Consider the following 22,920-nt stretch of genomic DNA (forward strand, 5'->3'; position numbering starts at 1 on the left):
GATCTCCGTGTCGACCTCAGGGTCTGACTTCACCAACGCCGCCACGCGGCTTCGAGACGCCCCGCCCCATAAACCCCTTATTCAGGAGTCTCCTAGAAGGTGTTGACCTGCTCGATGCTGACGAACATGCCGTGGTGAGTGCGGTTGTTGGTGAACTTGGTGCCATCGGTGGTGGCGTTGATCGTCCAGCCCTGCGCGTCGTAGGTCTTGTAATCGATGGTGACGGTCGGGATGGCCCCCAGGTTGCCCAGCACCCACTGAACGGAGCCGTCGGCGGTGATGTTGACGCCGTTGGCGTGCTCGCCATCCTGCAGCGGAGAGTTTTTGAATGGTGCCTCGCAGCCGACGCTGTCCTTGTTGATCTGGCAGCGCGTCGTGCCGGACTTGGTTTCGATAAAGACGTAACCGTTCTGGTCGGGCGGCAGCGGTATGGCGCCGGCCGGCGCGGTTGGATTCGCCGGTGTGGTCGGACTGCTCGGTGGGGCCGAGCTCGTGGTTGATGCCGGCGTCGACGTGCTCGGCTGGGGCGTCGGGAAGGTAGGCTCGACTGGCCCCGCTCCCGGTCCGGCGACCGGCTTGCCCTCGATGTTGGAGCTGCAGCCGGCAACAGGCGTCGCACTCACCAGCACTGGCGAGAGCAGCAGCGACCCAGCGGTGAGACCCCACCGTGCCTTCTGCGATAAGCGCACGCGCTACTCCCGAAAATTTGAAATATCAGGGGTCAGATTACGCATGAGGTGGCGCAAGTTACTGCAGTGACGCGCCCTCGGACGTCGCCGATGGCAAAGTGTTACCGCTGCAACCCTGATCCGGCGGGCATCGCGGGCGTCTCTGACGCCAGCTCGGCGGCCCGACGAGCGGCGGCGACAATCCCCTGGTAGCCGGTGCACCGGCAGAAGTTCCCGGACAGACCTGCGCGGATCTCGGCATCGGTGGGATCGGGGTTGTCGCGCAGCAGCGCGGTCAGCGACATGACGAAACCCGGGGTGCAGAAGCCGCATTGCAGTCCGTGGCATTCGCGCAGCGCTGCCTGCACCGGCGACAACGTGCCGTCGGGCGCGGCGACGCCCTCGACGGTGGTTACTTCCGCGCCGTCCGCCTGCACCGCGAACATCAGGCACGATCGCACGGCGGCACCGTCCACGAGCACCGTGCAGGCGCCGCACGCCCCGTGTTCACAGCCCAGATGGGTGCCGGTGAGTCCGCATTTGTCCCGCAGGAAATCCGCCAACGTCATGCGCGGTTCGACGCTGGACGCGATCGGAGTCCCGTTGACCGACAACCGGACCGGTTTCTCATGCATTGCTCGCCCCCGCTTCCTGGGTGGCCTGGATCCAGGCGCGCGCCGTCATGGCGGCACCAACCTTCCTCCGGTATGACGGCGACCCCTGCAGGTCGGACGGAACGTCGTCGAGTCCTGTCATCGCGGCCTGGCCGATCTCGTCGGGTGACACCTCGCTGACCGTCTTGCCGACGACTGCCAGCTCGGCCGCCGTGGCACGCCTGGGCGTGGAGCCCAGCCCCAGCAGCCCGATCGCGCAGCGCAACACCCGGTCCTGGCCATCACTGTCGTCGAGCTGGACGGCGACCAGGGCGCCAGCGATCGCGTAATCACCATGGCGACGCGCGAATTCGTGCACTGCGAAGCCAGACCTGTTTCCCCACAACGGGAATCGAACCGCGGTGAGTGCCTCGTCAGGCTCCATCGCGGTCTCCCACACACCGGTGAAGAAGTCCGCGGCGGCGATCTCGCGCCGCCCGCGCGGTGAGGTCACCTCCATCACCGCATCCAGGGTCAGGGCAACGGCGGGGTATTCACCCGCGGCGTCGGCGTGCGCGATCGAACCGCCGAGGGTGCCGCGGTTGCGGATCTGGAAATGCCCGACGTACGGGGTTGCCAAGGTCAGCAGCGGAACCGCTTGGCGGACTTGCGGATCGGCGCCCACCGTGGCCTCGGTGGTTCCCGCGCCGATCCACAGTTCTTGGCCCCGCCGTTCGATGCCCTGCAGCTCGCTCAGCCGGGAGATGTCGATGAGATGGTCGAAGTACGCCAGCCGCATCGCCAGCATCGGCACCAGGCTCTGGCCGCCGGCAATGATTTTGGCTCCGTCACCTGAGTCGCCCAGCTCGGCCAGCAGGCCGACCGCCTGCTCGACGGTGTCGGGGCGGTGGTAGTCGAAGGAGGCGGGTTTCACTCGGCGTCTCCAGTCAGTAATGCGGCGATCGATGCCGGACTGGCCGGCAGCCGGGTGATCGTCACGCCCAGCGGCGCCAGTGCGTCGTTGATCGCGTTGATCACCGCCGGCACCGAACCGATGGCCCCGCCTTCGCCGACGCCCTTGTATCCGCCGGGCCCGGGCCCGGGTATCTCGACGTGGCCGAATTCGATGGGCGGGACCTCGGTGGCCGTCGGCAACAGGTAGTCGACGAAGGTCGTGGCCAGCGGGTTGCCGTCGTCGTCGTAGACCAGGTTCTCCATCAGTGCGCCGCCGATGCCCTGCACTGTGCCGCCGGCGATCTGGCCCTCCACGATCGCCGGGTTGATCATCGGCCCGACGTCCTCGCTGACGATATAGCGCAACAGCGTGACCTTGCCCGTCGCCACATCCACTTCGCAGGTGCACGCGTGGGTGGCGTTGGCCCAGTGGATGGGGTTCGGTGAGGTGAAGCGGGCGCTCGCCTCCAGGCACGAGATTCCCGGTGGCAACTGCTGCGGTGAGTAGTAGGCCTGATAGGCGAGCTCGCCGAAGGACACCGTCTTCGACGGGTCGCCCCGCACCGCGGCGATCGAATGTGCCAGTTCCACTTCGGTTTCGGCGACCTTGAGGTGGTGGGCGGCCAGCGCCACCAGCCGCTCGCGCAGGATGGTCCCGGCCTCGTTGACGGCTCCGGCGGTCATCGGGCCGCTGCGGCTGCCCTGCGTGCCGGCACCATAGGGCGTGACGGCGGTGTCGCCCTGGATGGTGGCCACGTCGTCGATGTCGGCGCCCAGCGCGTCGGCGGTCAGCTGAACGACGGTGGTCTCGATGCTGTTTCCGCTCGATCCGCCGTTCACGTAGACGTTGATCTTTCCGGTCGGCTCCATTCGGATGGTGGCCCCTTCGGTGGCCAGGTGGCCGGTCGCGGCGCCGGTGGGCTCGATGTACGCCGAGAACCCGAGCCCGAGGTAGCGGCCCTGTGCGAGCGCTTCTCGCTGCTCTTTCCGAAAACCTTCGTGGCCAAGGATTTTCACGGCCTGCTCGAACGTCTCGATCGGGGCGACGTGGTCATACGGCATGCCGTTGGGGTTGAAGTACGGCATCTCGTCGCGGCGCAGCAGGTTGCGCCGTCGCAGCTCGACCGGGTCCATGTTCATCTTGCGCGCGGCGACGTCGAGCAGGATTTCGCGCGCCAGCGTTTCGTATTGCCAGGGACCACGGTAGGCGGCCAGACCGCTGGTGTTGGAGAAGACCGTCTTGTAGTTGAAGCTGGCCTCGGGCACGCGGTAGGGCCCCGGGAAGAACATGCCGATGGCGGCCGTGGTCAACACCGGGTAGGGCGTCGGGTAGGCCCCGATGTCCTGGACGAAGTCGATGTCGGCCGCCAGGATGGCGCCGTCGTCGTCGAAAGCCATTCGGGCGGTGCCGTCGACGTGGCGGGCCTGCCCGGCCGACATCAGGTTCTCGCGCCTGTCCTCGATCCACTTCAGCGCCGCCGGAACCTTACGGGCGGCCAGCATGATGCACATGTCTTCCCGCATCGGGACGACCTTCTGGCCGAAGCCGCCGCCGGTGTCGCGCATGATGACCCGAACCCGTTGTGCCGCAATGCCCAACAGGCGCGCGCAGAACGCCCGCAACTCGTGCGGAGTCTGCGTGGACGCCCACAGCGTGAGCTCTCCGGTGGCCGCCGTCCACTCCACGACCAGGCCGCGGGTCTCGATCGGCACCGGCGCGTAGATCTGTTGGTACACAGTCTCTTTGACGGTATACGCCGACGTGGCGAAGATCTCCTCGTCGGGCGGCGCCCCCGCCATGCCGCCCGCGACGTTGTCGGCGTAGCCGTCGTGCACCAAAACATCCGCGGACTGAGCCCTGGTGAAGTCGCTGACCGCGGGCAGCGGTTCGTAGTCCACGTCGATCAGTTCGAGCGCGTCCTCGGCGACGTAGCGGCTGTCGGCGACGACGAGCGCAACCGGGTCACCCACGAACTTGGCCTCGCCCTCGGCCAGTGGCGGGCGCGGGGTGTCCGCGACATCTTTGCCCGCGACGGCGTGCCACGCCTCCTTGACGTCCGGGTTGAGGTCGGCGGCGGTGAACACGGCGTGCACGCCGGGCAGCGCCAGCGCCGCCGACGCGTCGATGCTGATGATCCGGGCGCGGGCGAACGGCGAACGCACGAAGCAGGCGTGCAGCATGCCGGGCCGGGAGATGTCGTCGACGAAGCTGCCGTGACCGGTCAGCAGGCGGCCGTCTTCCACCCGTTGCACCCGGGTTCCGGCGTACCGGGGCTTGACGGGCCCTTGCACGTCCTGAGTCATGCCGCTCCATCGGGTTGTCGCTGAATGAGAAGGCGAATGTCATCATAGGAGAGTGCCGTTATCGCGGTCGAGTGATTCGCCGCCACGCATTGTCGGGATCTTGCTCGCCGCCGGCGCCGGCCGGCGGTACGGCAAGCCCAAGGTGCTCGTCGAGGGATGGCTTGCGACCGCGCTCGGCGCGCTGCGCGACGGTGGTTGCGGCGAAGTCGTTCTGGTTCTCGGCGCGGCCCAGGTTGACGCCCCGCCGGGTGTCACCGCGGTCATCGCGCCCGACTGGGATGAGGGCCTGAGCGCCTCGGTTCGTGCGGGTCTGCTCGGCGCCGAGGGGATGGACGGGGACTACGCAGTTCTGCACGTCATCGACACTCCCGACGTGGGTGCCGCGGTGGTGAGCCGGGTGCTGCAGCGCGCGTTGTCATCCGAAGGCGGCCTGGCGCGCGCCTACTTCGGCGATCGGCCTGGCCATCCCGTCGTCATCGCGAGCCGGCACTGGCCCGCGGTGCTGGACCATATATCCGGGGATCAGGGTGCGGGTGCGTATCTGCGCAGCCGGCGAGATGTCGAGCTCGTCGACTGCGCCGACCTGGCCGGGGGCCAGGACATAGACGCCCCGGCCGCCTCGGGCTAAGCGCCGGTGCTGCCTTCGGCGGCCGTCCGCACGCGATCGCGGACCAGGTACCAGCCGCCGATGAGGGCGGGAATGCCGATCACTGTCGCGCCGAGCATCCAGGGACCTTGCACTTTGTCGAAGAACATCAGGATCAGCACGCCGACCAGGAAGACCAGCGTGGCATAGCCGCTGTAAGGCGCGAACGGCATCCGGAACTTGGGCCGCTCAACCTGTCCGGCCTTCGCCAGCTGATAGAACCGCAGCTGGCACGCCACGATCGTGCCCCAGGCCACCACAACGCCCACCGAGGCGATGTGGAGCACGATTTCGAAGGCCTGGTGGGGCACGAACGCGTTGAGCGCGATCCCGAACAGGCCGATTCCGGCGGTCAGCAGGATGCCGCCGTACGGCACGCCGTTCCTCGACATGGGTTCGGTGAACTTCGGGCCGCTGCCGCTCATCGCCATCGACCGCAGGATCCGGCCTGTCGAATACAGCCCGGCGTTCAAGCTGGACAGCGCGGCGGTGAGAACCACCAGGTTCATCAGGCTGCCCGCCCCCTTGAAGCCGGCCTTAGAGAAGAAGGTTACGAACGGGCTGACACCGGCCTGGTAGGCGGTGTAGGGCAGCAGCGTGGCGAGCAAGACCGTCGACCCGATGTAGAAGACCGCGATGCGGAATACCACCGAGTTGATCGCGCGCGGCATGACCTTCTCCGGGTTCTCTGTTTCCCCCGCCGCGATGCCGACCAGTTCGATTGCGGCATAGGCGAATACAACCCCCGAGGTGACGAGCACCAGGGGCAGCAGGCCGGACGGCAACAGCCCGCCGTGGCTACTCCACAGCCCCGGCCCGGGCTGTTGACCATCGACCTTGAAGCGCCCGGCCAGAAAGACCGTGCCGACGACGAGGAACGTCACCAGCGCCAAGACCTTGATCAACGAGGCCCAGAACTCCACCTCACCGAAGACCTTGACCGAGATCAGGTTCATCGACACCACCACGACCAGCGCGATCAACGCGAGGGTCCACTGCGGGACGACCCGGAAAGCCTGCCAGTAGCGGCAGTACGTCGCGATCGCGGTGGTGTCCACGATCCCCGTCATCGCCCAGTTCAGGAAGTACATCCAGCCCGCGGCGAAAGCCACTCGCTCCCCGAAGAATTCGCGGGCGTAGGACACGAATGATCCCGACGACGCGCGGTGCAGCACCAGCTCGCCGAGCGCGCGCAGGATCAGGAAGACGAAAATGCCGCAGATCCCGTAGACGATGAACAACCCGGGGCCCGCCGACGCAAGCCGTCCTCCGGCACCGAGGAAAAGACCCGTTCCGATGGCACCGCCGAGGGCGATCATCTGAATTTGCCGGTTCTTGAGGGCCTTGTGATAACCCGCGTCTTCACGCGTCAGCCGCTCGGCAGCGATGTCTTGCGGTGGCCCCATTTTCTTTCGAGCTCCTATCGCACGGACTGGCTGTCAGGCTAACCGACGTGTGCGCGACTGGCTCGCTGAAGGGGTGGCCGGTTACAGATCCAGCAGTTGCTCGGCGTTGCGATGGCTGATGCTCGCCCGCTGGTCGTCCCCGAGGGGCAGATTGTCCAGGAACACGCGCGCATTTTTCATCGAGCCGAAGGGATAGTCGGTCGAGAACGCCACCCGGTCGATGCCGACCTGCGCGACCAGATTCGCATAGGTTGCCTCGTCGTTGAAGTTGGCGAAGGTGTAGTGCAAGTTCTCCCGCAGGTAGGTACTCACCGGGTGCCGCAGGCCGGTCAGCTCCGGCCTCAGCGTGGCGTCGAACCGCGGCAGCATGAACGACGTCGCCTCGCCCATGTGTCCGATGATGATCTGCAACGTGGGGTGGCGGTCGAACACCCCACCGAGAATCATGCGCAGCACGTGCGTGGCCGTGTTGATGTGCCAGCCCCAACCCACCGTGGCGAGCGCGAAGGTGACTTGGTCGGAAAACCCGCCATAGCAGGACTCGATCACGGCCGCCGGCGGAATGGTGGGGTGAAGGTAGATCGGGACGTTGAGATCCACCGCGCGGGCCAGAACCGGTTCGAAGTACGGATCGTCCAAGTAGACGCCTTGGCAGTGGCCGTTGATGACCGCGCCCACAAAGCCGAGTTCACGCACCGTCCGCTGCAATTCGTCAGCCGCGGCGTCGGGCGCGCTGATGGGCAGGGCGGCGAAGCCGGCCAGCCGATCCGGGTACCGGCGCACCGCTGCGGCCAGCTCGTCGTTGCACGTGCGGGCGGTGCGCACGGCCGCGGGGGCATCCAGTTGCTCCACCCCGGGCGCCACCAGCGACAGCACGGCCAGGTCGACGCCCGCCTCGTCCATCGCCGCGATGCGCCCGTCACCGAGGTCTGTGAGCTGTTCGGCCAAGCTGGGCCGCGATCTATGCCAGCTGCCAGGTCCGTTGAGGAATACTGCTGTCGCGTAATGTTCTTCGAGGGCGATAGTTCTCAAGGTTTGCATGGTGCTTCACTCCTCTAACACTCTGGTAGCCGCGGTCCAGCGCGGCAGCTCGTCGCGCCGGCCGGCCAGCCGGACGGTCTTGTGGTACCCGTATTCGGCCAGCGTCTCCTGGGCGTGCTCGCGCCCGAACCCGCTGTGGCCGATGCCGCCGAATCCGCTGCCGACGGCGACCCGGAAATAGTTGTTGACGAAGACGGTTCCGGCCTTGATCTGCCGGCTCACCCGCATGACCCGGTCGCTGTCCTGGGTGAAAACCCCTGCGACGAGACCGAATTGGGTGTCGTTGGCGATCCGCACCGCCTCGTCCTCGTCGGAGAACGGGATCAGTGCGACGACCGGGCCGAAGATCTCCTCGGTGGCTACCCGCATGTCGGGAGTGACATCGGTCAGCAGCGTGGGCGGCACGTAGAACCCGTTAGCCAGTCGCGGGTCGCCGGGCAGCGCCGCCTGAGCGGCGATGCGCGCGCCCTCTGCCGCGCCGATGTCGAGGTAGTCCAACACCCGTTTCTGCTGCGCGGCGGTGACCAGCGGTCCGACTTCGGTGGCGGGGTCGGCGCCATCGCCCACCCGCAACCGGCTAACCGCGGTGGCCAGCCTGCTCTCGAACTCGGCAAAGATGTTGTCCTGCACCAGGATCCGCGATGCCGCGGTGCAGGCCTCGCCCTGGTTGAAGAAGCCGCCGTCGACGGCGGCCAGCAGCGCTTCATGCAGATCGGCGTCGTCGAAGACCAGCAACGGGCTCTTGCCGCCCAGCTCCATCAGCGTCGGGGTGAGGTTGTCGGCCGCGGTGCGCAACACGGCCGAGCCCGTCGTAGGGGAACCGGTGAAGGACACCTTGCCCACCAGCGGATGGCCGGCCAGCGCGGCCCCCACCGCGCCCGCTCCGGGTACCACGTGCACTAATTCTTCTGATAAGTCGTCGGGCAGCACCGACCCGATGAGCTCCACCATGCGCAGCACCACCGAGGGTGTCTGTTCCGGCGGCTTCAGCACGATGGCGTTGCCGACCGCCAGTGCGGGGGCCGTCTTCCCGGCGGTGTGGATGGGCGGCCAGTTGAACGGCACGATGCCGGCGATGACCCCGAACGGTTCCAGCGTGGTCACGTCGAACACCGGGCCGTAGTCCCGCGCCTGGCTGGGCAGCACCTCAACCATGCTGCCGAAGTAGTCGAAGATGCTGATTGCGGCTTCGACGTCGAAGTAACGGGCCTGGGTGATCGGCTTGCCCATCTCCAGGGATTCCAGCGCGGCGATTTCGTCCGCGTGGGCGCGGATGACCTCGGCGACCTTGCGCAGGTAATGGCCGCGCTGACGGGCTGGGCGTTGCTTCCAGTCCAGATGCGCTGCGTGGGCGGCCCGCACGGCCTGGTCCACCTGCTGCGGTCCGGACCCCTGTATGACGGCGACCGGCTGGCCGGTCGCGGGGTTATCGACTGCGAACTGGTCCTGGTCGGATGCCGACGACCAGCGGGTTGCGCTGACGTTCACGTCTCGACGCTACGGTGCCCGCGCGATCACGGCGAATGAAAAGTTTCGCAAGCTGCCAGCACCAACGGTGATAATGGCTGGGTGGAGCTTCGCCATCTCGAGTACTTCCTCGCTGTCGCCGACACACGCAGCTTCTCCCAGGCCGCCAAAAGGCTGCACGTCGTCCAATCCGGAGTATCCGCGACGATCAAGGCCCTGGAGCGCGAGCTCGGCGCGGAGCTATTCGTCCGGGGCCCGGCGGGTGTGACGCTGACCCCCGCGGGACAGGAGTTGCGGTCCGGCGCCCGCGCGACCCTCGACGCCGCCCGCGCGGCCAAAGACGCCGTCTACGCCACCCGCGGGGCCGTCCGCGGCACCGTCACCCTGGGGACCCTGACGTCGATCAGCGTCATCGACCTGCCCACCCTGCTGACTGACCTGCATTCCCGGCATCCCGAAGTCCGGATCCAGCTGCGCGCCGCCAGCGCGGGTACGACGGGACTGGCCCGCCAGCTGCGCGATGGCGACCTCGACGTCGCGTTCCTGGTCTTCACCGGTGCGCCACCGGCCGACCTGCACGTCCGACTCGTCGTCGAAATCGCGCTGCTGCTGGTGGTCCCCGCCGATCACTCACTCGCCCAACAGGATTCGGTGTCACTGGCCGATCTGGCGGGAATGTCGTTCGTCGATGGCCCGCCCGGGTACGGCAACCGAACCGTGGTCGACAACGCCTTTGCCACCGCCGGCGTGGAACGGACCGTCGCGCTGGAGGTCGCCGACATCGGTACCGCCGCGACCTACATCCGCAACGGGCTCGGCATCGGCTTCCTGAGCTGGACGATGCTGGACGTCAGGGACGATGCGGGGCTGGTGACGGTCCCGCTGGCTGACTGCGACCTGATCTGGCGGCTGTACGTCGCGACGTCGGCGACCCGTCCGCCCAGCGCGGCCACCCGCGCCCTGCTGTCGCTGATCGAGGAAAGTTCTACGACCCGGCCGGTCACCTGCTGGCCCGCCGAGAACTCAAGGGCTACAACCTGATGGAGGCCACAGCGGTCCCGATCGTGCTCGACCAGCCGGTGTTTCGCGTGTACGCGCCGGACGGGCGGGAGGTTGCAACGCTGCCCGCCGCGTTCGCCTACCACAAGGCGCCCATGTTTTGGGCGATGGGCAACAACCTCTACTTACGGCCGGAGGAAAACCTCACGTTGTTGCAGAGCTGGCAGCAATTCAATCTTGACACCGGCCGGCCCGGATCGACCTGCCACCGCCAGGTCGACCTGACGTCGTACCGAGGCTCGGACGGTCGGATAGAGTTGCTCGAGGACGAGGAAAACCAGCCGGTCGCGGTCGCCGCCGTCGACGTGGCGACCTGTCAAACCCTTTGGCGCATAACGCAACCGGGTCGCCACCGCATCGAACAGCTCGGCGCCGCTCTCGTCGACGTCGGTCCCGGTGAGCTCGTGTCGCTGCGGGCGCCGTGATGTCGGCGATTTTGGGCGTGCCCGTGCAAGATCCGCGTTAGGCTCCTGGATGTCACGGTCACATCACGCATCCGGAGCCCACTATGACGTTCGACGCTAAGGAACTTGAGCAACACGCCCGTCGGTTACGCGAGTTCCCGGCATTCGACAACTTTTCGGATGATGAGCTGGAGCGTCTCATCCAAGCTGCACATCACATTTCCCGGTCCGTGCCATGGCCGCTGATTCGTGAACAGACACCCTCGGACGCCTGCTTCATCCTGCTCAGCGGAGAGGCAGGCGTGTACGTCGGCCAGGACCGCATTGCCGTGTTGGGGCCGGGCGAGGTGATCGGCGAATCTGCGCTTCGCCGCGGGAAATTGCGTTCTGCGACCGTAACGACGATCGGAGCGGCCGAGGTGCTGCGTATCGAGCGCGATGATCTTGACCGCTTGCTCGACGAGATACCCGCGTTGCGTGAAACCATGGACGCGACTGTCGCACGGCACCCACCGGTGGTCCGGGCCCAGGAGCCAAATCCGAAACGCAAGGTCAATGCGTCAGTCCCGGCGGATTTGGTCGACAGGTTCGAGCGGGCCGCTGACAGCGCCGGCTTGGGCGTCGCGGCCGCGCTGGAAGATGCGCTCACCCGGTGGATCGAACGGAACAGCACAGGGTAACGCGGGCTTTTGAGATCAGCCCGAGTCGCGCTGCGATAACAGGCGCACGAAACCGACGGGTTCCTCGAAGCCCTTGAGCGGAACCGTCTCGTGGCGCTTCGGCACGGCGGCCAGTATTTCCTGCACTGCGGGATCGGCGGCGACGGCGTGTGACAGGACGATGTCGTCGCCGGCACTCTGGCCCTGCAGGCGCGCGGCCGTGTTCACCGTCGAGCCGAAGTAGTCGAGGCGGTCGTTCAAGGTAACGACACGCTGGGGCCGGCATGGACGCCCACCTTGAGTACAAGGTCGCTGCCGGTAGCCGAGGAGGAGGCGATCCCCTGCCTGCATGGCGAGTGCCGCGCGCACCGCGTGCGCCGGATCAGTGAATGAGGCCATCACCGCGTCGCCGATCGTCTTGACCACCGCGCCGTCGTGGTCGCGCACGATCGCCGCCAGCAGCATGAAGTACTCGCGAACCTTAAACCGATGGCGGGCCCCGGGAACAAGATGCCGATGGCCACCGTTAGGATGGTCAACAAGTTGAGTGAATCAGACTCAATCCTGAGTTGACAGGCCGACGCCCCCAGGGGCAGGCTTGAGCGGGGTTCACTCAGCACAATGTCGGACAAAAGCCCTACTATCAGGAGGAATCACTATGGCTCGTGCGGTCGGAATCGACCTCGGGACAACTAACTCCGTCGTCTGCGTCCTCGAAGGTGGCGACCCCGTTGTCGTAGCCAACTCCGAGGGCTCCAGGACGACGCCATCCGTCGTCGCGTTTGCCCGCAACGGCGAGGTGCTGGTCGGCCAGCCCGCCAAGAACCAGGCGGTGACCAACGTCGACCGCACCATTCGCTCGGTCAAGCGGCACATGGGCAGCGACTGGTCCGTGGAGATCGACGGCAAGAAATACACCGCCCCAGAAATCAGCGCCCGTGTGTTGATGAAGCTGAAGCGCGACGGGGAGGCCTACCTCGGCGAGGACATCACCGACGCGGTGATCACGGTGCCCGCCTACTTCAACGACGCCCAGCGTCAGGCCACCAAGGACGCCGGCCAGATCGCCGGCCTCAACGTGCTGCGCATCGTCAACGAGCCGACCGCCGCAGCGCTGGCCTACGGCCTGGACAAGGGTGAGAAGGAGCAGACCATCCTGGTCTTCGACCTCGGTGGCGGCACCTTCGACGTCTCGCTGCTCGAGATCGGCGAGGGCGTGGTCGAGGTCCGTGCCACCTCCGGTGACAACCACCTCGGTGGCGACGACTGGGACGAGCGCGTTGTTCAGTGGCTGGTCGAGAAGTTCAAGGGAACCAGTGGTATCGACCTGACCAAGGACAAGATGGCGATGCAGCGGCTGCGGGAAGCGGCCGAGAAGGCCAAGATCGAGTTGTCCTCGTCGGGCAGCACGTCGATCAACCTGCCCTACATCACCGTCGACGCCGACAAGAACCCGCTGTTCCTGGACGAGCAGCTCACGCGAGCGGAGTTTCAGAAGATCACGCAGGACCTGCTGGACCGCACCCGCAAGCCGTTCCAGTCGGTGATCGCCGACGCCGGCATCTCGGTGGCCGACATCGACCACGTCGTGCTGGTGGGCGGTTCTACCCGGATGCCCGCGGTGACCGAGCTGGTCAAGGAGCTCACCGGCGGCAAGGAGCCCAACAAGGGCGTCAACCCCGACGAAGTTGTGGCAGTGGGAGCGGCCTTGCAAGCCGGTGTCCTCAAGGGCGAGGTGAAAGACGTTCTGCTGCTTGATGTTACGCCGTTGAGCCTGGGTATCGAGACCAAGGGCGGCGTGATGACCAAGCTCATCGAGCGCAACACCACCATCCCGACCAAGCGGTCGGAGACCTTCACCACCGCCGACGACAACCAGCCGTCGGTGCAGATCCAGGTCTATCAGGGTGAGCGCGAGATCGCCTCGCACAACAAGCTGCTCGGCTCCTTCGAGCTGACCGGTATCCCGCCGGCCCCTCGCGGCGTCCCGCAGATCGAGGTCACCTTCGACATCGACGCCAACGGCATCGTGCACGTCACGGCCAAGGACAAGGGCACCGGCAAGGAGAACACGATCAAGATCCAGGAAGGCTCCGGCCTGTCCAAGGAGGAGATCGACCGGATGATCAAGGACGCCGAGGCGCACGCCGAGGAGGACCGCACGCGTCGCGAGGAGGCCGACGTCCGCAACCAGGCCGAGACGCTGGTGTACCAGACGGAGAAGTTCGTCAAGGAACAGCGCGAAGCCGAAGGTGGGTCGAAGGTCCCCGAGGACACGCTGAACAAGGTGGATGCCGCTGTGGCAGAAGCCAAGACGGCACTGGACGGCACCGACATCGGCGCGATCAAGTCGGCGATGGAGAAGCTCGGCCAGGAGTCCCAGGCGCTCGGACAGGCGATCTACGAGGCCACCCAGGCTGAGGGTGGACAGCCTGGTGGTGACGCCTACGCCGGCGGTCCCCAGGCCGGCTCCGCCGACGATGTCGTGGACGCGGAGGTGGTCGACGACGACCGGGAGTCCAAGTGACCGAAAGCAATCCGGAACAGGTGACGGTCACCGACAAGCGGCGGATTGATCCCGAGACCGGCGAAGTACGGCATGTCCCTCCCGGCGGCGCGCCGGGAGGGGCGGCCCCGGCCGGCGAATCGGGCGGCGGCGCGGCCAGTGAGAAAGCCAATGAGAAAGTTGCCGAGCTGACCGCCGATCTGCAGCGGGTGCAAGCCGATTTCGCCAACTACCGCAAGCGGGCGCTACGTGACCAGCAGGCGGCGGCGGACCGGGCCAAGGCCGCCGTCGTCGGCCAATTGCTGGGCGTGCTCGACGATCTCGACCGGGCACGCAAGCACGGCGATCTGGACTCGGGCCCGCTGAAGTCGGTCGCCGACAAGCTCGACAGTGCGCTTAGCGGGCTCGGCCTGACGGCGTTCGGGGCCGAGGGCGAGGACTTCGACCCGGTGCTGCACGAAGCCGTGCAGCACGAGGGCGACGGTGGCGAGGGCTCGCGGCCTGTGATCGGCACCGTCATGCGCCACGGCTACAAACTCGGTGACAACGTGCTGAGGCACGCGCTGGTAGGCGTCGTCGACACCGTCGGAGGTGACTCGGGTGAAACCGGCGCCGAAGCCGAGCAGGGCGACACGGGCGATAACAACGACACCACAGGTGAATAGGGCTCAGAATCAACGAGAAAGGTGAGGAGGTGACGCGGCATGGCCCAGCGTGAATGGGTCGAAAAGGACTTCTATAAGGAGCTGGGCGTCTCCTCTGACGCCAGCCAGAAAGATATCAAGACGGCCTACCGCAAGCTGGCCTCAGATCTGCATCCGGACAAGAACCCCGGCGGAGCCGAACGATTCAAGGCGGTCTCCGAGGCCTACAGCGTCTTGTCCGACGAGGCCAAGCGCAAGGAGTACGACGAAACCCGTCGGCTGTTCGCCGGCGGCGGGTTCGGCGGACGCAGGTTCGACGGCGGTGGCTTCGGCGGATTCAACGTTGGCGGTGACGGCGCCGAGTTCAACCTCAACGATTTGTTCGACGCCGCCGGGCGAACCGGCGGCGCCAACATCGGCGATCTGTTCGGTGGGTTGTTCGGGCGCGGCGCGAGCGCGCGTCCGAGTCGGCCGCGTCGCGGCAACGACCTGGAGACCGAGACCGAGCTGAATTTCATTGAGGCCGCCAAAGGCGTGGCGATGCCGCTGCGGCTGACCAGTCCGGCGCCGTGCACCAACTGTCATGGCAGCGGCGCGCGGCCGGGCACCAGCCCGAAGGTGTGTCCCTCCTGTAATGGCTCCGGCGTGATCAACCGCAACCAGGGCGCGTTCGGCTTCTCCGAACCCTGCGCCGACTGCCGGGGCAGCGGCTCGATCATCGAGCACCCCTGCGACGAGTGCAAGGGCACCGGCGTCACCACCCGCACCCGCACCATCAACGTGCGGATCCCGCCGGGCGTCGAAGACGGACAACGTATCCGGCTCGCCGGACAGGGTGAGGCCGGGTTGCGCGGTGCCCCGTCGGGTGACCTGTATGTGACGGTGCATGTGCGGCCGGATAAGGTCTTCGGCCGTGACGGCGACGACCTCACCGTGACCGTTCCGGTCAGCTTCACCGAATTAGCTTTGGGTTCAACGCTTTCGGTGCCGACGCTGGAAGGCACGGTGGGTGTGCGGGTGCCGAAAGGCACCGCCGACGGCCGCATCCTGCGGGTGCGCGGACGGGGTGTGCCCAAGCGCAGCGGCGGCAACGGGGACTTGCTGGTCACCGTCAAGGTGGCCGTCCCGCCGAACGTGGAAGGCGCAGCCGAGGAGGCGCTGCAGGCCTACGCCGCGGCCGAGCGGGCCAGTGGTTTCGACCCGCGGGCAGCATGGGCAGGTAATCGCTGATGGCGAAAAACCCCAAGCAATCTGAGGCGCGGACGTTTCTGATCTCCGTGGCCGCCGAATTGGCCGGCATGCATGCGCAGACCCTGCGGACCTACGATCGGCTCGGGCTGGTCAGCCCGAGCCGTACGTCCGGCGGCGGGCGCCGCTATTCGGAGCGGGACGTCGACTTGCTGCGCCAGGTGCAGCGGCTCTCGCAGGACGAGGGCGTCAACCTGGCCGGCATCAAGCGCATCATCGAGCTGACCAACCAGGTCGAGGCGCTGCAGGCGAGGGTGCGCGAATTGGCCGAAGAGGTTGGGGCCTTGCGCGCCAACCAGCGCCGCGAGGTCGCGGTGGTGCCCAAGAGCACCGCGCTGGTGGTCTGGCAACCTCGCACGCGGCGTTAAGCGCGGATCGAAAACTGAGCGACCGCGGGCTCGCCGGGGTGCGCACAGCGGTAACCGCCGCGGCGCAACGCATCTGTCGGCGCAGCCATTGGCTCGAAACACACCAGGTCCTCCGCCTGGGGAGCGAAGATCTGCGCCGCCGGAAAACCGTAGTCGAATCGAACCTCGATGCGGCGGCCGCCGCCGGACACCGCGAACAGCGCGCCGTCGGTGACCTGGTCGTAGCCGTCGTCAAAAGACTTGTCGCCCAATGATTCCGAAGTGCCTGGCTGTGCGGAGCTCTCGCCCGTCGGCAGTCCGCGATGATCGACGTTCAGATGCCGCATCGGAGGTGTCTCGATGGTCCACTGCGCGCGCGGCAACTCGGGCAACCGAAGGTACGGGTGGAAACCGAAACACAACGGCACGGCCTCGTCGGCGGTGGCCGCGACGGTGGTGTGCACGGTCAGCGTCCGATCGACCAATGCGACGCGCACCACGAGCAGGTGGGGGAACGGAAAGCTGGCGAGTAGCACCGGATAGGCGCCGAAGTCCAGCTCGGCGACCAGCTCGTTGGCCGACTCGGTCATTACCCGCCAGCCCGGATGGGCCGCCAGCACTCCGTGGATGGGCAGCCCGTTGGGGTCCGCGCGAACGCCGTGTTCCCCCGGCGTCAGCGTCACCGTCACGTTCTCGGCGGTATAGCTGTTGCCGGCCAAGCGATTCGCCCAAGGGTAGAGAATCGGGATGCCCATCGTCTTGCCGGCGGTGATGTAGGCCTCCAGGCCGCGCCGCTGGCCGAGCAGTTCCACGCCGGCGTCGGTCAGCGAGATGCCGATCATGCCGGCTTCGGGCACGAACTGTGCTGCCACCGATGATGACGGGTCGGTCAGTGTGACAATGTGCATGGCTCACCTCGATAGTGGGTCGTGCTGGATGCGTTCCGGCGGGGCGCCTTTGGCGATCAGAGCGGCCTTGGTCGCGCGGACCATGGCCGGCCCGCCGCAGATCAGGATCTGCCGGTCGCTCCAGCCACCATATTTGGTCACCACATCGGGCAGCCGGCCGGTCTGGCGCACATGCAGGCCGCGCGGCGGCCTCACGTCGGGATAGTCGGCGGCCCACGGCGGGTCGAGGTTGTACTCCGACACCGGCGAGACGGACAGCCACGGGTTGTGCGACGCGACCTCCCACAGCGTGCGCAGGTCGTAGAGCTCGCATTGGTAGCGGGCGCCGAAGAAGAGGTGCACGCGGGGGTTCACCGCGAAGCGGCTGAGGTCCATGATCAGCGCCCGCAGAGGCGCCAGGCCGGTGCTGCCGGCCACCATCAGCACGTCGCTGCCGTCCGGGTCGACCCGTAGGCCGCCGTGGGGGCTGGACAACCGCCACCGATCGCCGGGCCGCGTTTCGTTGACGATGGCCGTGCTGACCAGGCCGCCGGGGACCAGGCGGACATGAAACTCGATGCCGCCGTCGGGGTCGGCCGGAATCGCGGGGCTCAGGTATCGCCACCGGCGCGGGCATTGCGGCACCTGGACGCTGACGTATTGGCCCGCGTGATAATGCAGCGGACGGTCCAGGCGCAGCCGGACGACGGCCAGGTCGCGCGACACCCGCATGTGCTGGATCACCGTGCCGTCCCACCACGCGGGTCCCTCGTCGGCGTCGGCCGCGCCGCTCATCACCCCGGTGATCAGGTTGAGCGACTGACCGGCCGCGTCGTCGACCGCGTCGGTCCAGGCGTCACCCAGATGGGTGCGCAGCGCGCCGTACAGGGCGCTCCGCAATGTGTCGTAATGGCCTGGCAGCACACCGTATTTGCGGTGATCCCGGCCCAGCTGGGCGAGGAAGGCCACCGGCTCCTGCGCGCGCTGCGCGACCAGCTCGCCGTACACCCAGTGCAGCGCGTGTGCGAAAGCCGCTCGCTGGCCATCCATTTCGGGTGGAAACAAATCGCGCACAGAGGGGTCGAGGGCGAACCACCGGGTATAGAAGCGACTGACGAGCTCGTTGCCCGCGCCCGCGTCCTCCTGGCCGAAGGCGTCATGCAACACCCGCAGCGCATCCCGGTCCTCTAGGCCCACGGACGCCGATTCTAAGTGCGACGGGCCGGATTCAAGCCGGTGCGGCCGTGCCCGAGACCAGGGGTGCGCGGTGCAAAGTCGCGGCCCCGAATTTGGAAATACTTTGAAATACATACTGGCGCTGCGTGAATACAGGCATATGATTCCTCCAGCGACTTCATATGGTTTCTAGCGACTTCCCCTGGGTGACCGGGCGAACGTCCGGCTGTCGTGTCTGTGCCATGTTTGGAGGTGCGGAATGTCGTTTTTGATCGCGGCGCCGGAATTTGTTTCGGCGGCAGCTTCGGATTTGGCGAAAATCGGGTCGACGATCGGCGCTTCGAACGCGGCGGCGGAGTTGCCGACGATGTCGGTGCTGGCAGCGGGTGCCGATGAGGTGTCGGTGCGCATCGCGGCGTTGTTCGGTGCGCATGCCCAGGCATATCAGGCGCTCAGCGCTAAGGCCGCGGCATTTCACAGCCAGTTCGTTCAGCTGATGAACGGAGGTGCGGCCTCCTATGCCAGCACCGAGGCCGCCAATGCCGAGCAAACCATGCTGCACGCGGTGAACGCGCCCACTGAGGCACTGGTCGGGCGTCCGCTAATTGGCAATGGCGCCAACGGGGCGCCCGGGCAGAACGGCGGCGACGGCGGCATATTGATCGGCAACGGCGGTAACGGCGGGGCCGGCACCGCGACCCAGGGGGGCGGTAACGGGGGCGATGCCGGGCTGTGGGGGAACGGCGGTAACGGCGGGGTCGGTTTCAGCGGCGCGACGCCCACCAACGGTGGCAGCGGCGGGTCCGCGGGGCTGCTGCACGGGCATGGCGGTAACGGCGGCGCCGGCGGCAACGCTACCTCGGGCGTCGGCGCTTTCGGCGGTGCCGGCGGGTCCGGGGGGCTGTACGGCGCCGGTGGTAGCGGCGGCGTGGGCGGCAACTCGGCCGACGGCTCGGGCGGCGACGGCGGGTCCGGCGGCGACGGCGGAAGCGTCACCGGGCGCGGTGGCGACGGCGGGAACGGCGGCACCGCCGCCGGCGCCGACGGGGTCGGCGGCAGCGGTGGTTGGGGCGGCAACGGCGGGCTGCTCGCCGGCAGCGGCGGTAACGGCGGCGACGCCCAGGTCGGCAGCGGCGCCGGGCAGAACGGCGTCGCCGGCAACGGCGGCTACGCCCGATTCGTCGGCAACGGCGGCAACGGCGGCCTGAACGGCCTTACCGGCGGTGTTGCCGGTCAGGCCGGGGTCTTCATCGGTAACGGCGGTAACGGCGGATCGGGGCAGCCCGGGACGAACGCCGGAATATTCTTCGGCAACGGCGGTGACGGCGGGCCCGGCACCGCAACCCAGGAGGGCGGTAACGGCGGCGACGCCGGGTTCTGCGGCAACGGCGGCAACGGCGGGCTCGGCTTCAGCGGCGCGACACCCACGGCCGGCGGCGACGGCGGGTCCGGCGGGTTCTTCGGCAATGGCGGTAACGGCGCGGCCGGCGGCAGCACCCCGTCCGGCCTCGCCGCCGACGGCGGTGCCGGCGGCTCCGGGGGCGTGTACGGTGCCGGTGGCAACGGCGGCGCGGGCGGCAGTTCAGCTGACGGCTCCGGTGGCAACGGTGGGTCCGGCGGCGACGCAGGGACGCTGGTCGGAAGCGGTGGCGAAGGCGGCGACGGCGGCCTTGCCTTCGGTGCCGGCAGCGTCGGCGGCAGCGGTGCTTGGGGCGGGAACGCCGGCCTGATCGGCAGTGGCGGTAACGGCGGCGACGCCCAGGTCGGCGGCCCCGGCGGGCAGAACGGCGTCGCGGGTAACGGTGGCTACGCCCGGTTCTTCGGCAACGGCGGCGACGGTGGTGCCAACGGCCTGACCGGCGGCATGGCCGGGGAGGCCGGGGCGCTGATCGGCGATGGCGGTAACGGCGGATCCGGGCAGCCCGGCGCCGACGGCGGAATCCTGTTCGGCAACGGCGGGGACGGCGGCGACGCCGTCGATGTGGGTGCGGGCCCCGAGAACGGGGGCAACGGCGGCAACGCCATCGGTCTGGTCGGCAACGGCGGCAACGGTGGGCACTCCGTGAACGGCGGCACCCCCGGCATCGGCGGTAGCGGCGGGATCTTGTTGGGCCACGACGGCCAAGACGGGTAGTCGCTCTAGCCGGAGCTCAGCACGCGAGACCGGGCCGTTCGGCGGCCGGGTTTCGGATCATTGCCACAAGGCTTACTCAAAGTCGTGTTGGCGCCACATCGGGAGAAATTGCTAGGGTTGAGCGGAACAGACTCAACATTGACGGCGTTGAATAACGCGACAAGCATTTTGAGTACTTCTCCCGAACGGAGGTTTCGTGGACTCTTTCAACCCGACAACCAAGACGCAGGCGGCCCTGACATCGGCCCTGCAGGCGGCCTCATCCGCCGGCAACCCCGAGATCAGGCCCGCTCACCTGCTGTTGGCGCTGCTGACGCAGAACGACGGAATCGCCGCGCCGCTGCTGGAGGCTGTCGGCGTCGAGCCCGCCACCATTCGCACCGAAGCGCAGCACCTGCTGGACCGGCTGCCCCAGACCAGCGGCGCCAGCTCGCAACCGCAGCTGTCCCGCGAATCGCTGGCCGCCATTACCACGGCTCAGCAGCTGGCCACCGAGATGGACGACGAATACGTGTCCACCGAGCACCTGATGGTGGGGCTGGCCACCGGTGACTCGGACGTCGCCAAACTGCTGACCGGGCACGGCGCCTCGCCGCAAGCCCTGCAGGAGGCGTTCGTCAAGGTGCGCGGCAGTGCGCGGGTCACCAGCGCCGATCCGGAGGCCACCTACCAGGCGCTGGAGAAGTACTCCACCGACCTGACCGCCCGGGCCCGGGAGGGCAAGCTCGACCCGGTCATCGGGCGGGACAACGAGATTCGCCGCGTGGTGCAGGTGCTCTCCCGTCGCACCAAGAACAACCCGGTGCTCATCGGCGAGCCCGGTGTCGGCAAGACCGCGATCGTCGAGGGCCTGGCCCAGCGCATCGTGGCCGGCGACGTCCCGGATAGCCTGCGCGACAAGACCGTCATTTCCCTGGATCTGGGATCGATGGTGGCCGGCGCCAAGTATCGCGGCGAGTTCGAGGAGCGGCTCAAGGCCGTGCTCGACGACATCAAGAACTCGGCCGGGCAGATCATCACGTTCATCGACGAGTTGCACACCATCGTCGGGGCCGGCGCGACCGGCGAGGGCGCAATGGATGCCGGCAACATGATCAAGCCGATGCTGGCCCGTGGCGAACTGCGCCTGGTCGGCGCCACCACGCTTGACGAGTACCGCAAGTACATCGAGAAGGACGCCGCGCTGGAGCGCCGCTTCCAGCAGGTGTTCGTCGGCGAGCCGTCGGTGGAGGACACCGTCGGCATCCTGCGCGGCCTTAAGGACCGCTACGAGGTGCACCACGGTGTGCGCATCACGGACTCCGCGCTGGTCGCCGCGGCCACGCTGTCCGACCGCTACATCACCGCGCGCTTCCTGCCGGACAAGGCCATCGACCTGGTCGACGAGGCCGCCAGCCGGCTGAAGATGGAGATCGACTCGCGCCCGGTCGAGGTCGACGAGGTGGAGCGGCTGGTGCGCCGGCTGGAGATCGAAGAGATGGCGCTGGCCAAGGAAGAGGACGAGGCGTCCAAGGACCGCCTGGACAAGCTGCGCGCCGAGCTGGCCGACCAACGCGAGAAGCTGTCCGAGTTGACGGCCAAATGGCAGAACGAGAAGAACGCGATCGACGTCGTCCGCGAACTCAAGGAACAGCTGGAGACGCTGCGCGGGGAGTCCGAGCGCGCCGAGCGCGACGGCGACCTGGCCAAGGCCGCCGAGCTGCGATACGGGCGCATCCCCGAGGTGGAAAAGAAACTCGACGCCGCGTTGCCGACGGCCCAGGCCCACGAGAACGTGATGCTCAAGGAGGAGGTCGGTCCCGACGACATCGCCGACGTGGTGTCGGCGTGGACGGGCATCCCGGCCGGCCGGCTGTTGGAGGGCGAGACCGCCAAGCTGCTGCGCATGGAAGACGAGCTGGGCAAGCGCGTGGTCGGGCAGAAGAAAGCCGTGCAGGCCGTGTCCGATGCGGTGCGCCGCAGCCGGGCCGGCGTCGCCGACCCCAACCGGCCGACCGGCTCCTTCCTGTTCCTCGGCCCCACCGGCGTGGGCAAGACGGAGCTGGCGAAAGCGCTGGCCGACTTCCTGTTCGACGACGAGCGGGCGATGGTCCGCATAGACATGAGTGAGTACGGCGAGAAGCACTCGGTGGCCCGGCTGGTCGGTGCGCCCCCCGGCTACATCGGCTACGACCAGGGCGGTCAGCTGACCGAGTCGGTGCGGCGCCGGCCCTACACCGTGGTGTTGTTCGACGAAGTCGAAAAGGCCCACCCGGACGTCTTCGACGTGCTGCTGCAGGTGCTCGACGAGGGCCGGTTGACCGACGGCCAGGGCCGCACGGTCGACTTCCGCAACACCATCCTCATCCTGACGTCCAACCTCGGGTCGGGTGGCAACGAAGAGCAGGTGATGGCGGCGGTGCGCGCGGCGTTCAAGCCTGAGTTCATCAACCGGCTCGACGACGTGCTGATCTTCGACGGGCTCAACCCCGAGGAGTTGGTGGAGATCGTCGACATCCAGCTCCAGCAGCTGGCCAAGCGGCTCGCACAACGACGGCTGCAGCTCGAGGTGTCGCAGCCGGCCAAGGAGTGGCTGGCGCAGCGCGGGTTCGACCCCGTCTACGGCGCGCGCCCGTTGCGCAGGTTGATGCAGCAGGCGATCGGCGACCAGTTGGCGAAGATGCTGTTGGCCGGCGAGGTGCACGACGGCGACGTGGTTCCGGTCAATGTGAGTCCGGACGGCGACTCGCTGGTGCTGGGTTAGCTGTGATTGGGTTGTGACCTGGTCGCGTTGTCGG

The 22,920-nt window shown here is 67.6% G+C and carries 20 protein-coding genes; 10 read left to right on the forward strand and 10 right to left on the reverse strand.

Translation table 11 applies throughout. The annotated features are described in order from the left end of the window. Positions 1-92 precede the first annotated feature (92 nt). From ACLP9N_RS31665 to ACLP9N_RS31680, 4 genes are all read right to left on the reverse strand, one after another. On the reverse strand, positions 93-644 hold the full coding sequence (locus ACLP9N_RS31665) for a hypothetical protein (RefSeq protein WP_442411112.1): 552 nt from the start codon (positions 642-644) through the stop codon (positions 93-95). A 146-nt stretch (positions 645-790) separates the two neighbouring features. Then, positions 791-1,303, reverse strand: coding sequence for a (2Fe-2S)-binding protein (locus ACLP9N_RS31670; RefSeq protein WP_442411087.1), 513 nt, complete (start codon positions 1,301-1,303; stop codon positions 791-793). Further along, positions 1,296-2,195 (reverse strand): FAD binding domain-containing protein, encoded by a 900-nt coding sequence (locus ACLP9N_RS31675; RefSeq protein WP_442411088.1) that lies wholly within the window; start codon positions 2,193-2,195, stop codon positions 1,296-1,298. Before ACLP9N_RS31675 ends, ACLP9N_RS31670 begins: the two co-directional genes overlap by 8 nt. After that, the gene (locus ACLP9N_RS31680; protein ID WP_442411089.1) at positions 2,192-4,519 is read right to left on the reverse strand and encodes a xanthine dehydrogenase family protein molybdopterin-binding subunit; all 2,328 of its coding nucleotides are present in this window, start codon (positions 4,517-4,519) and stop codon (positions 2,192-2,194) included. The genes ACLP9N_RS31675 and ACLP9N_RS31680 overlap by 4 nt, the downstream gene beginning before the upstream one ends. A 52-nt stretch (positions 4,520-4,571) precedes the next feature. Between ACLP9N_RS31680 and ACLP9N_RS31685 the strand changes: the two genes are divergently transcribed. Further along, a complete protein-coding gene (locus tag ACLP9N_RS31685) occupies positions 4,572-5,147 on the forward strand; it encodes a nucleotidyltransferase family protein (protein WP_442411090.1) in 576 nt (191 codons plus the stop codon). Here ACLP9N_RS31685 and ACLP9N_RS31690 read toward each other — a convergent pair. The 3 genes from ACLP9N_RS31690 to ACLP9N_RS31700 all read right to left on the reverse strand — a co-directional run bounded on the left by ACLP9N_RS31690 (position 5,144) and on the right by ACLP9N_RS31700 (position 9,100). Further along, positions 5,144-6,571, reverse strand: a complete 1,428-nt coding sequence (locus ACLP9N_RS31690; protein WP_442411091.1) for an amino acid permease — start codon at positions 6,569-6,571, stop codon at positions 5,144-5,146. The two genes, ACLP9N_RS31685 and ACLP9N_RS31690, sit on opposite strands and share 4 nt — an antisense overlap. Positions 6,572-6,652: 81 nt before the next feature. Next, complete coding sequence (locus ACLP9N_RS31695) at positions 6,653-7,612, reverse strand: amidohydrolase family protein (protein ID WP_442411092.1); 960 nt, start codon at positions 7,610-7,612, stop codon at positions 6,653-6,655. 6 nt (positions 7,613-7,618) lie between these two features. Further along, complete coding sequence (locus ACLP9N_RS31700) at positions 7,619-9,100, reverse strand: aldehyde dehydrogenase family protein (protein ID WP_442411093.1); 1,482 nt, start codon at positions 9,098-9,100, stop codon at positions 7,619-7,621. Between the two features lie 81 nt (positions 9,101-9,181). Here ACLP9N_RS31700 and ACLP9N_RS31705 point away from each other — a divergent pair, with 81 nt between their 5' ends. From ACLP9N_RS31705 to ACLP9N_RS31715, 3 genes are all read left to right on the forward strand, one after another. After that, positions 9,182-10,120: a LysR family transcriptional regulator gene (locus ACLP9N_RS31705; protein WP_442411094.1), complete on the forward strand. Its 939-nt coding sequence runs from the start codon at positions 9,182-9,184 to the stop codon at positions 10,118-10,120. After that, positions 10,120-10,563: a hypothetical protein gene (locus ACLP9N_RS31710; RefSeq protein WP_442411095.1), complete on the forward strand. Its 444-nt coding sequence runs from the start codon at positions 10,120-10,122 to the stop codon at positions 10,561-10,563. The genes ACLP9N_RS31705 and ACLP9N_RS31710 overlap by 1 nt, the downstream gene beginning before the upstream one ends. Positions 10,564-10,646: 83 nt before the next feature. Next, on the forward strand, positions 10,647-11,222 hold the full coding sequence (locus ACLP9N_RS31715) for a Crp/Fnr family transcriptional regulator (RefSeq protein ID WP_442411096.1): 576 nt from the start codon (positions 10,647-10,649) through the stop codon (positions 11,220-11,222). 15 nt (positions 11,223-11,237) lie between these two features. On the opposite strand, the gene ACLP9N_RS31720 is transcribed toward ACLP9N_RS31715, so the two are convergent. After that, entirely contained in the window at positions 11,238-11,666 is a 429-nt protein-coding gene (locus ACLP9N_RS31720; RefSeq protein ID WP_442411097.1) for an adenylate/guanylate cyclase domain-containing protein, read from the reverse strand. A gap of 193 nt (positions 11,667-11,859) precedes the next feature. Between ACLP9N_RS31720 and dnaK the strand changes: the two genes are divergently transcribed. From dnaK to ACLP9N_RS31740, 4 genes are read left to right on the forward strand one after another with little or no spacing between them, the layout of a single operon-like run. Continuing rightward, a complete protein-coding gene (dnaK, locus tag ACLP9N_RS31725; protein ID WP_442411098.1) occupies positions 11,860-13,728 on the forward strand; it encodes a molecular chaperone DnaK in 1,869 nt (622 codons plus the stop codon). After that, positions 13,725-14,372 (forward strand): nucleotide exchange factor GrpE, encoded by a 648-nt coding sequence (grpE, locus tag ACLP9N_RS31730; RefSeq protein ID WP_442411099.1) that lies wholly within the window; start codon positions 13,725-13,727, stop codon positions 14,370-14,372. Before dnaK ends, grpE begins: the two co-directional genes overlap by 4 nt. A 39-nt stretch (positions 14,373-14,411) precedes the next feature. Next, positions 14,412-15,581, forward strand: coding sequence for a molecular chaperone DnaJ (gene dnaJ, locus ACLP9N_RS31735; protein WP_442411100.1), 1,170 nt, complete (start codon positions 14,412-14,414; stop codon positions 15,579-15,581). Then, entirely contained in the window at positions 15,581-15,967 is a 387-nt protein-coding gene (locus ACLP9N_RS31740) for a heat shock protein transcriptional repressor HspR (protein ID WP_442411101.1), read from the forward strand. Before dnaJ ends, ACLP9N_RS31740 begins: the two co-directional genes overlap by 1 nt. Here ACLP9N_RS31740 and ACLP9N_RS31745 read toward each other — a convergent pair. Both ACLP9N_RS31745 and ACLP9N_RS31750 read right to left on the reverse strand, forming a co-directional pair. Next, on the reverse strand, positions 15,964-16,854 hold the full coding sequence (locus ACLP9N_RS31745) for an aldose 1-epimerase (RefSeq protein ID WP_442411102.1): 891 nt from the start codon (positions 16,852-16,854) through the stop codon (positions 15,964-15,966). The genes ACLP9N_RS31740 and ACLP9N_RS31745 overlap by 4 nt on opposite strands. A 3-nt stretch (positions 16,855-16,857) precedes the next feature. Beyond that, positions 16,858-18,030 carry an FAD-binding oxidoreductase gene (locus ACLP9N_RS31750; protein WP_442411103.1) on the reverse strand — a complete coding sequence of 391 codons (1,173 nt, stop codon included), beginning with the start codon at positions 18,028-18,030 and terminating at the stop codon, positions 16,858-16,860. Between the two features lie 238 nt (positions 18,031-18,268). On the opposite strand from ACLP9N_RS31750, the gene ACLP9N_RS31755 reads away from it, so the two are divergent. Continuing rightward, a complete protein-coding gene (locus tag ACLP9N_RS31755) occupies positions 18,269-20,143 on the forward strand; it encodes a PE family protein (protein ID WP_442411104.1) in 1,875 nt (624 codons plus the stop codon). Between the two features lie 196 nt (positions 20,144-20,339). Then, positions 20,340-22,886, forward strand: coding sequence for an ATP-dependent chaperone ClpB (gene clpB, locus ACLP9N_RS31760; RefSeq protein WP_442411105.1), 2,547 nt, complete (start codon positions 20,340-20,342; stop codon positions 22,884-22,886). Positions 22,887-22,920 lie beyond the last annotated feature (34 nt).

The sequence above is a fragment of the Mycobacterium sp. genome, from assembly GCF_052144515.1.
Classification (GTDB): Bacteria; Actinomycetota; Actinomycetes; order Mycobacteriales; family Mycobacteriaceae; genus Mycobacterium.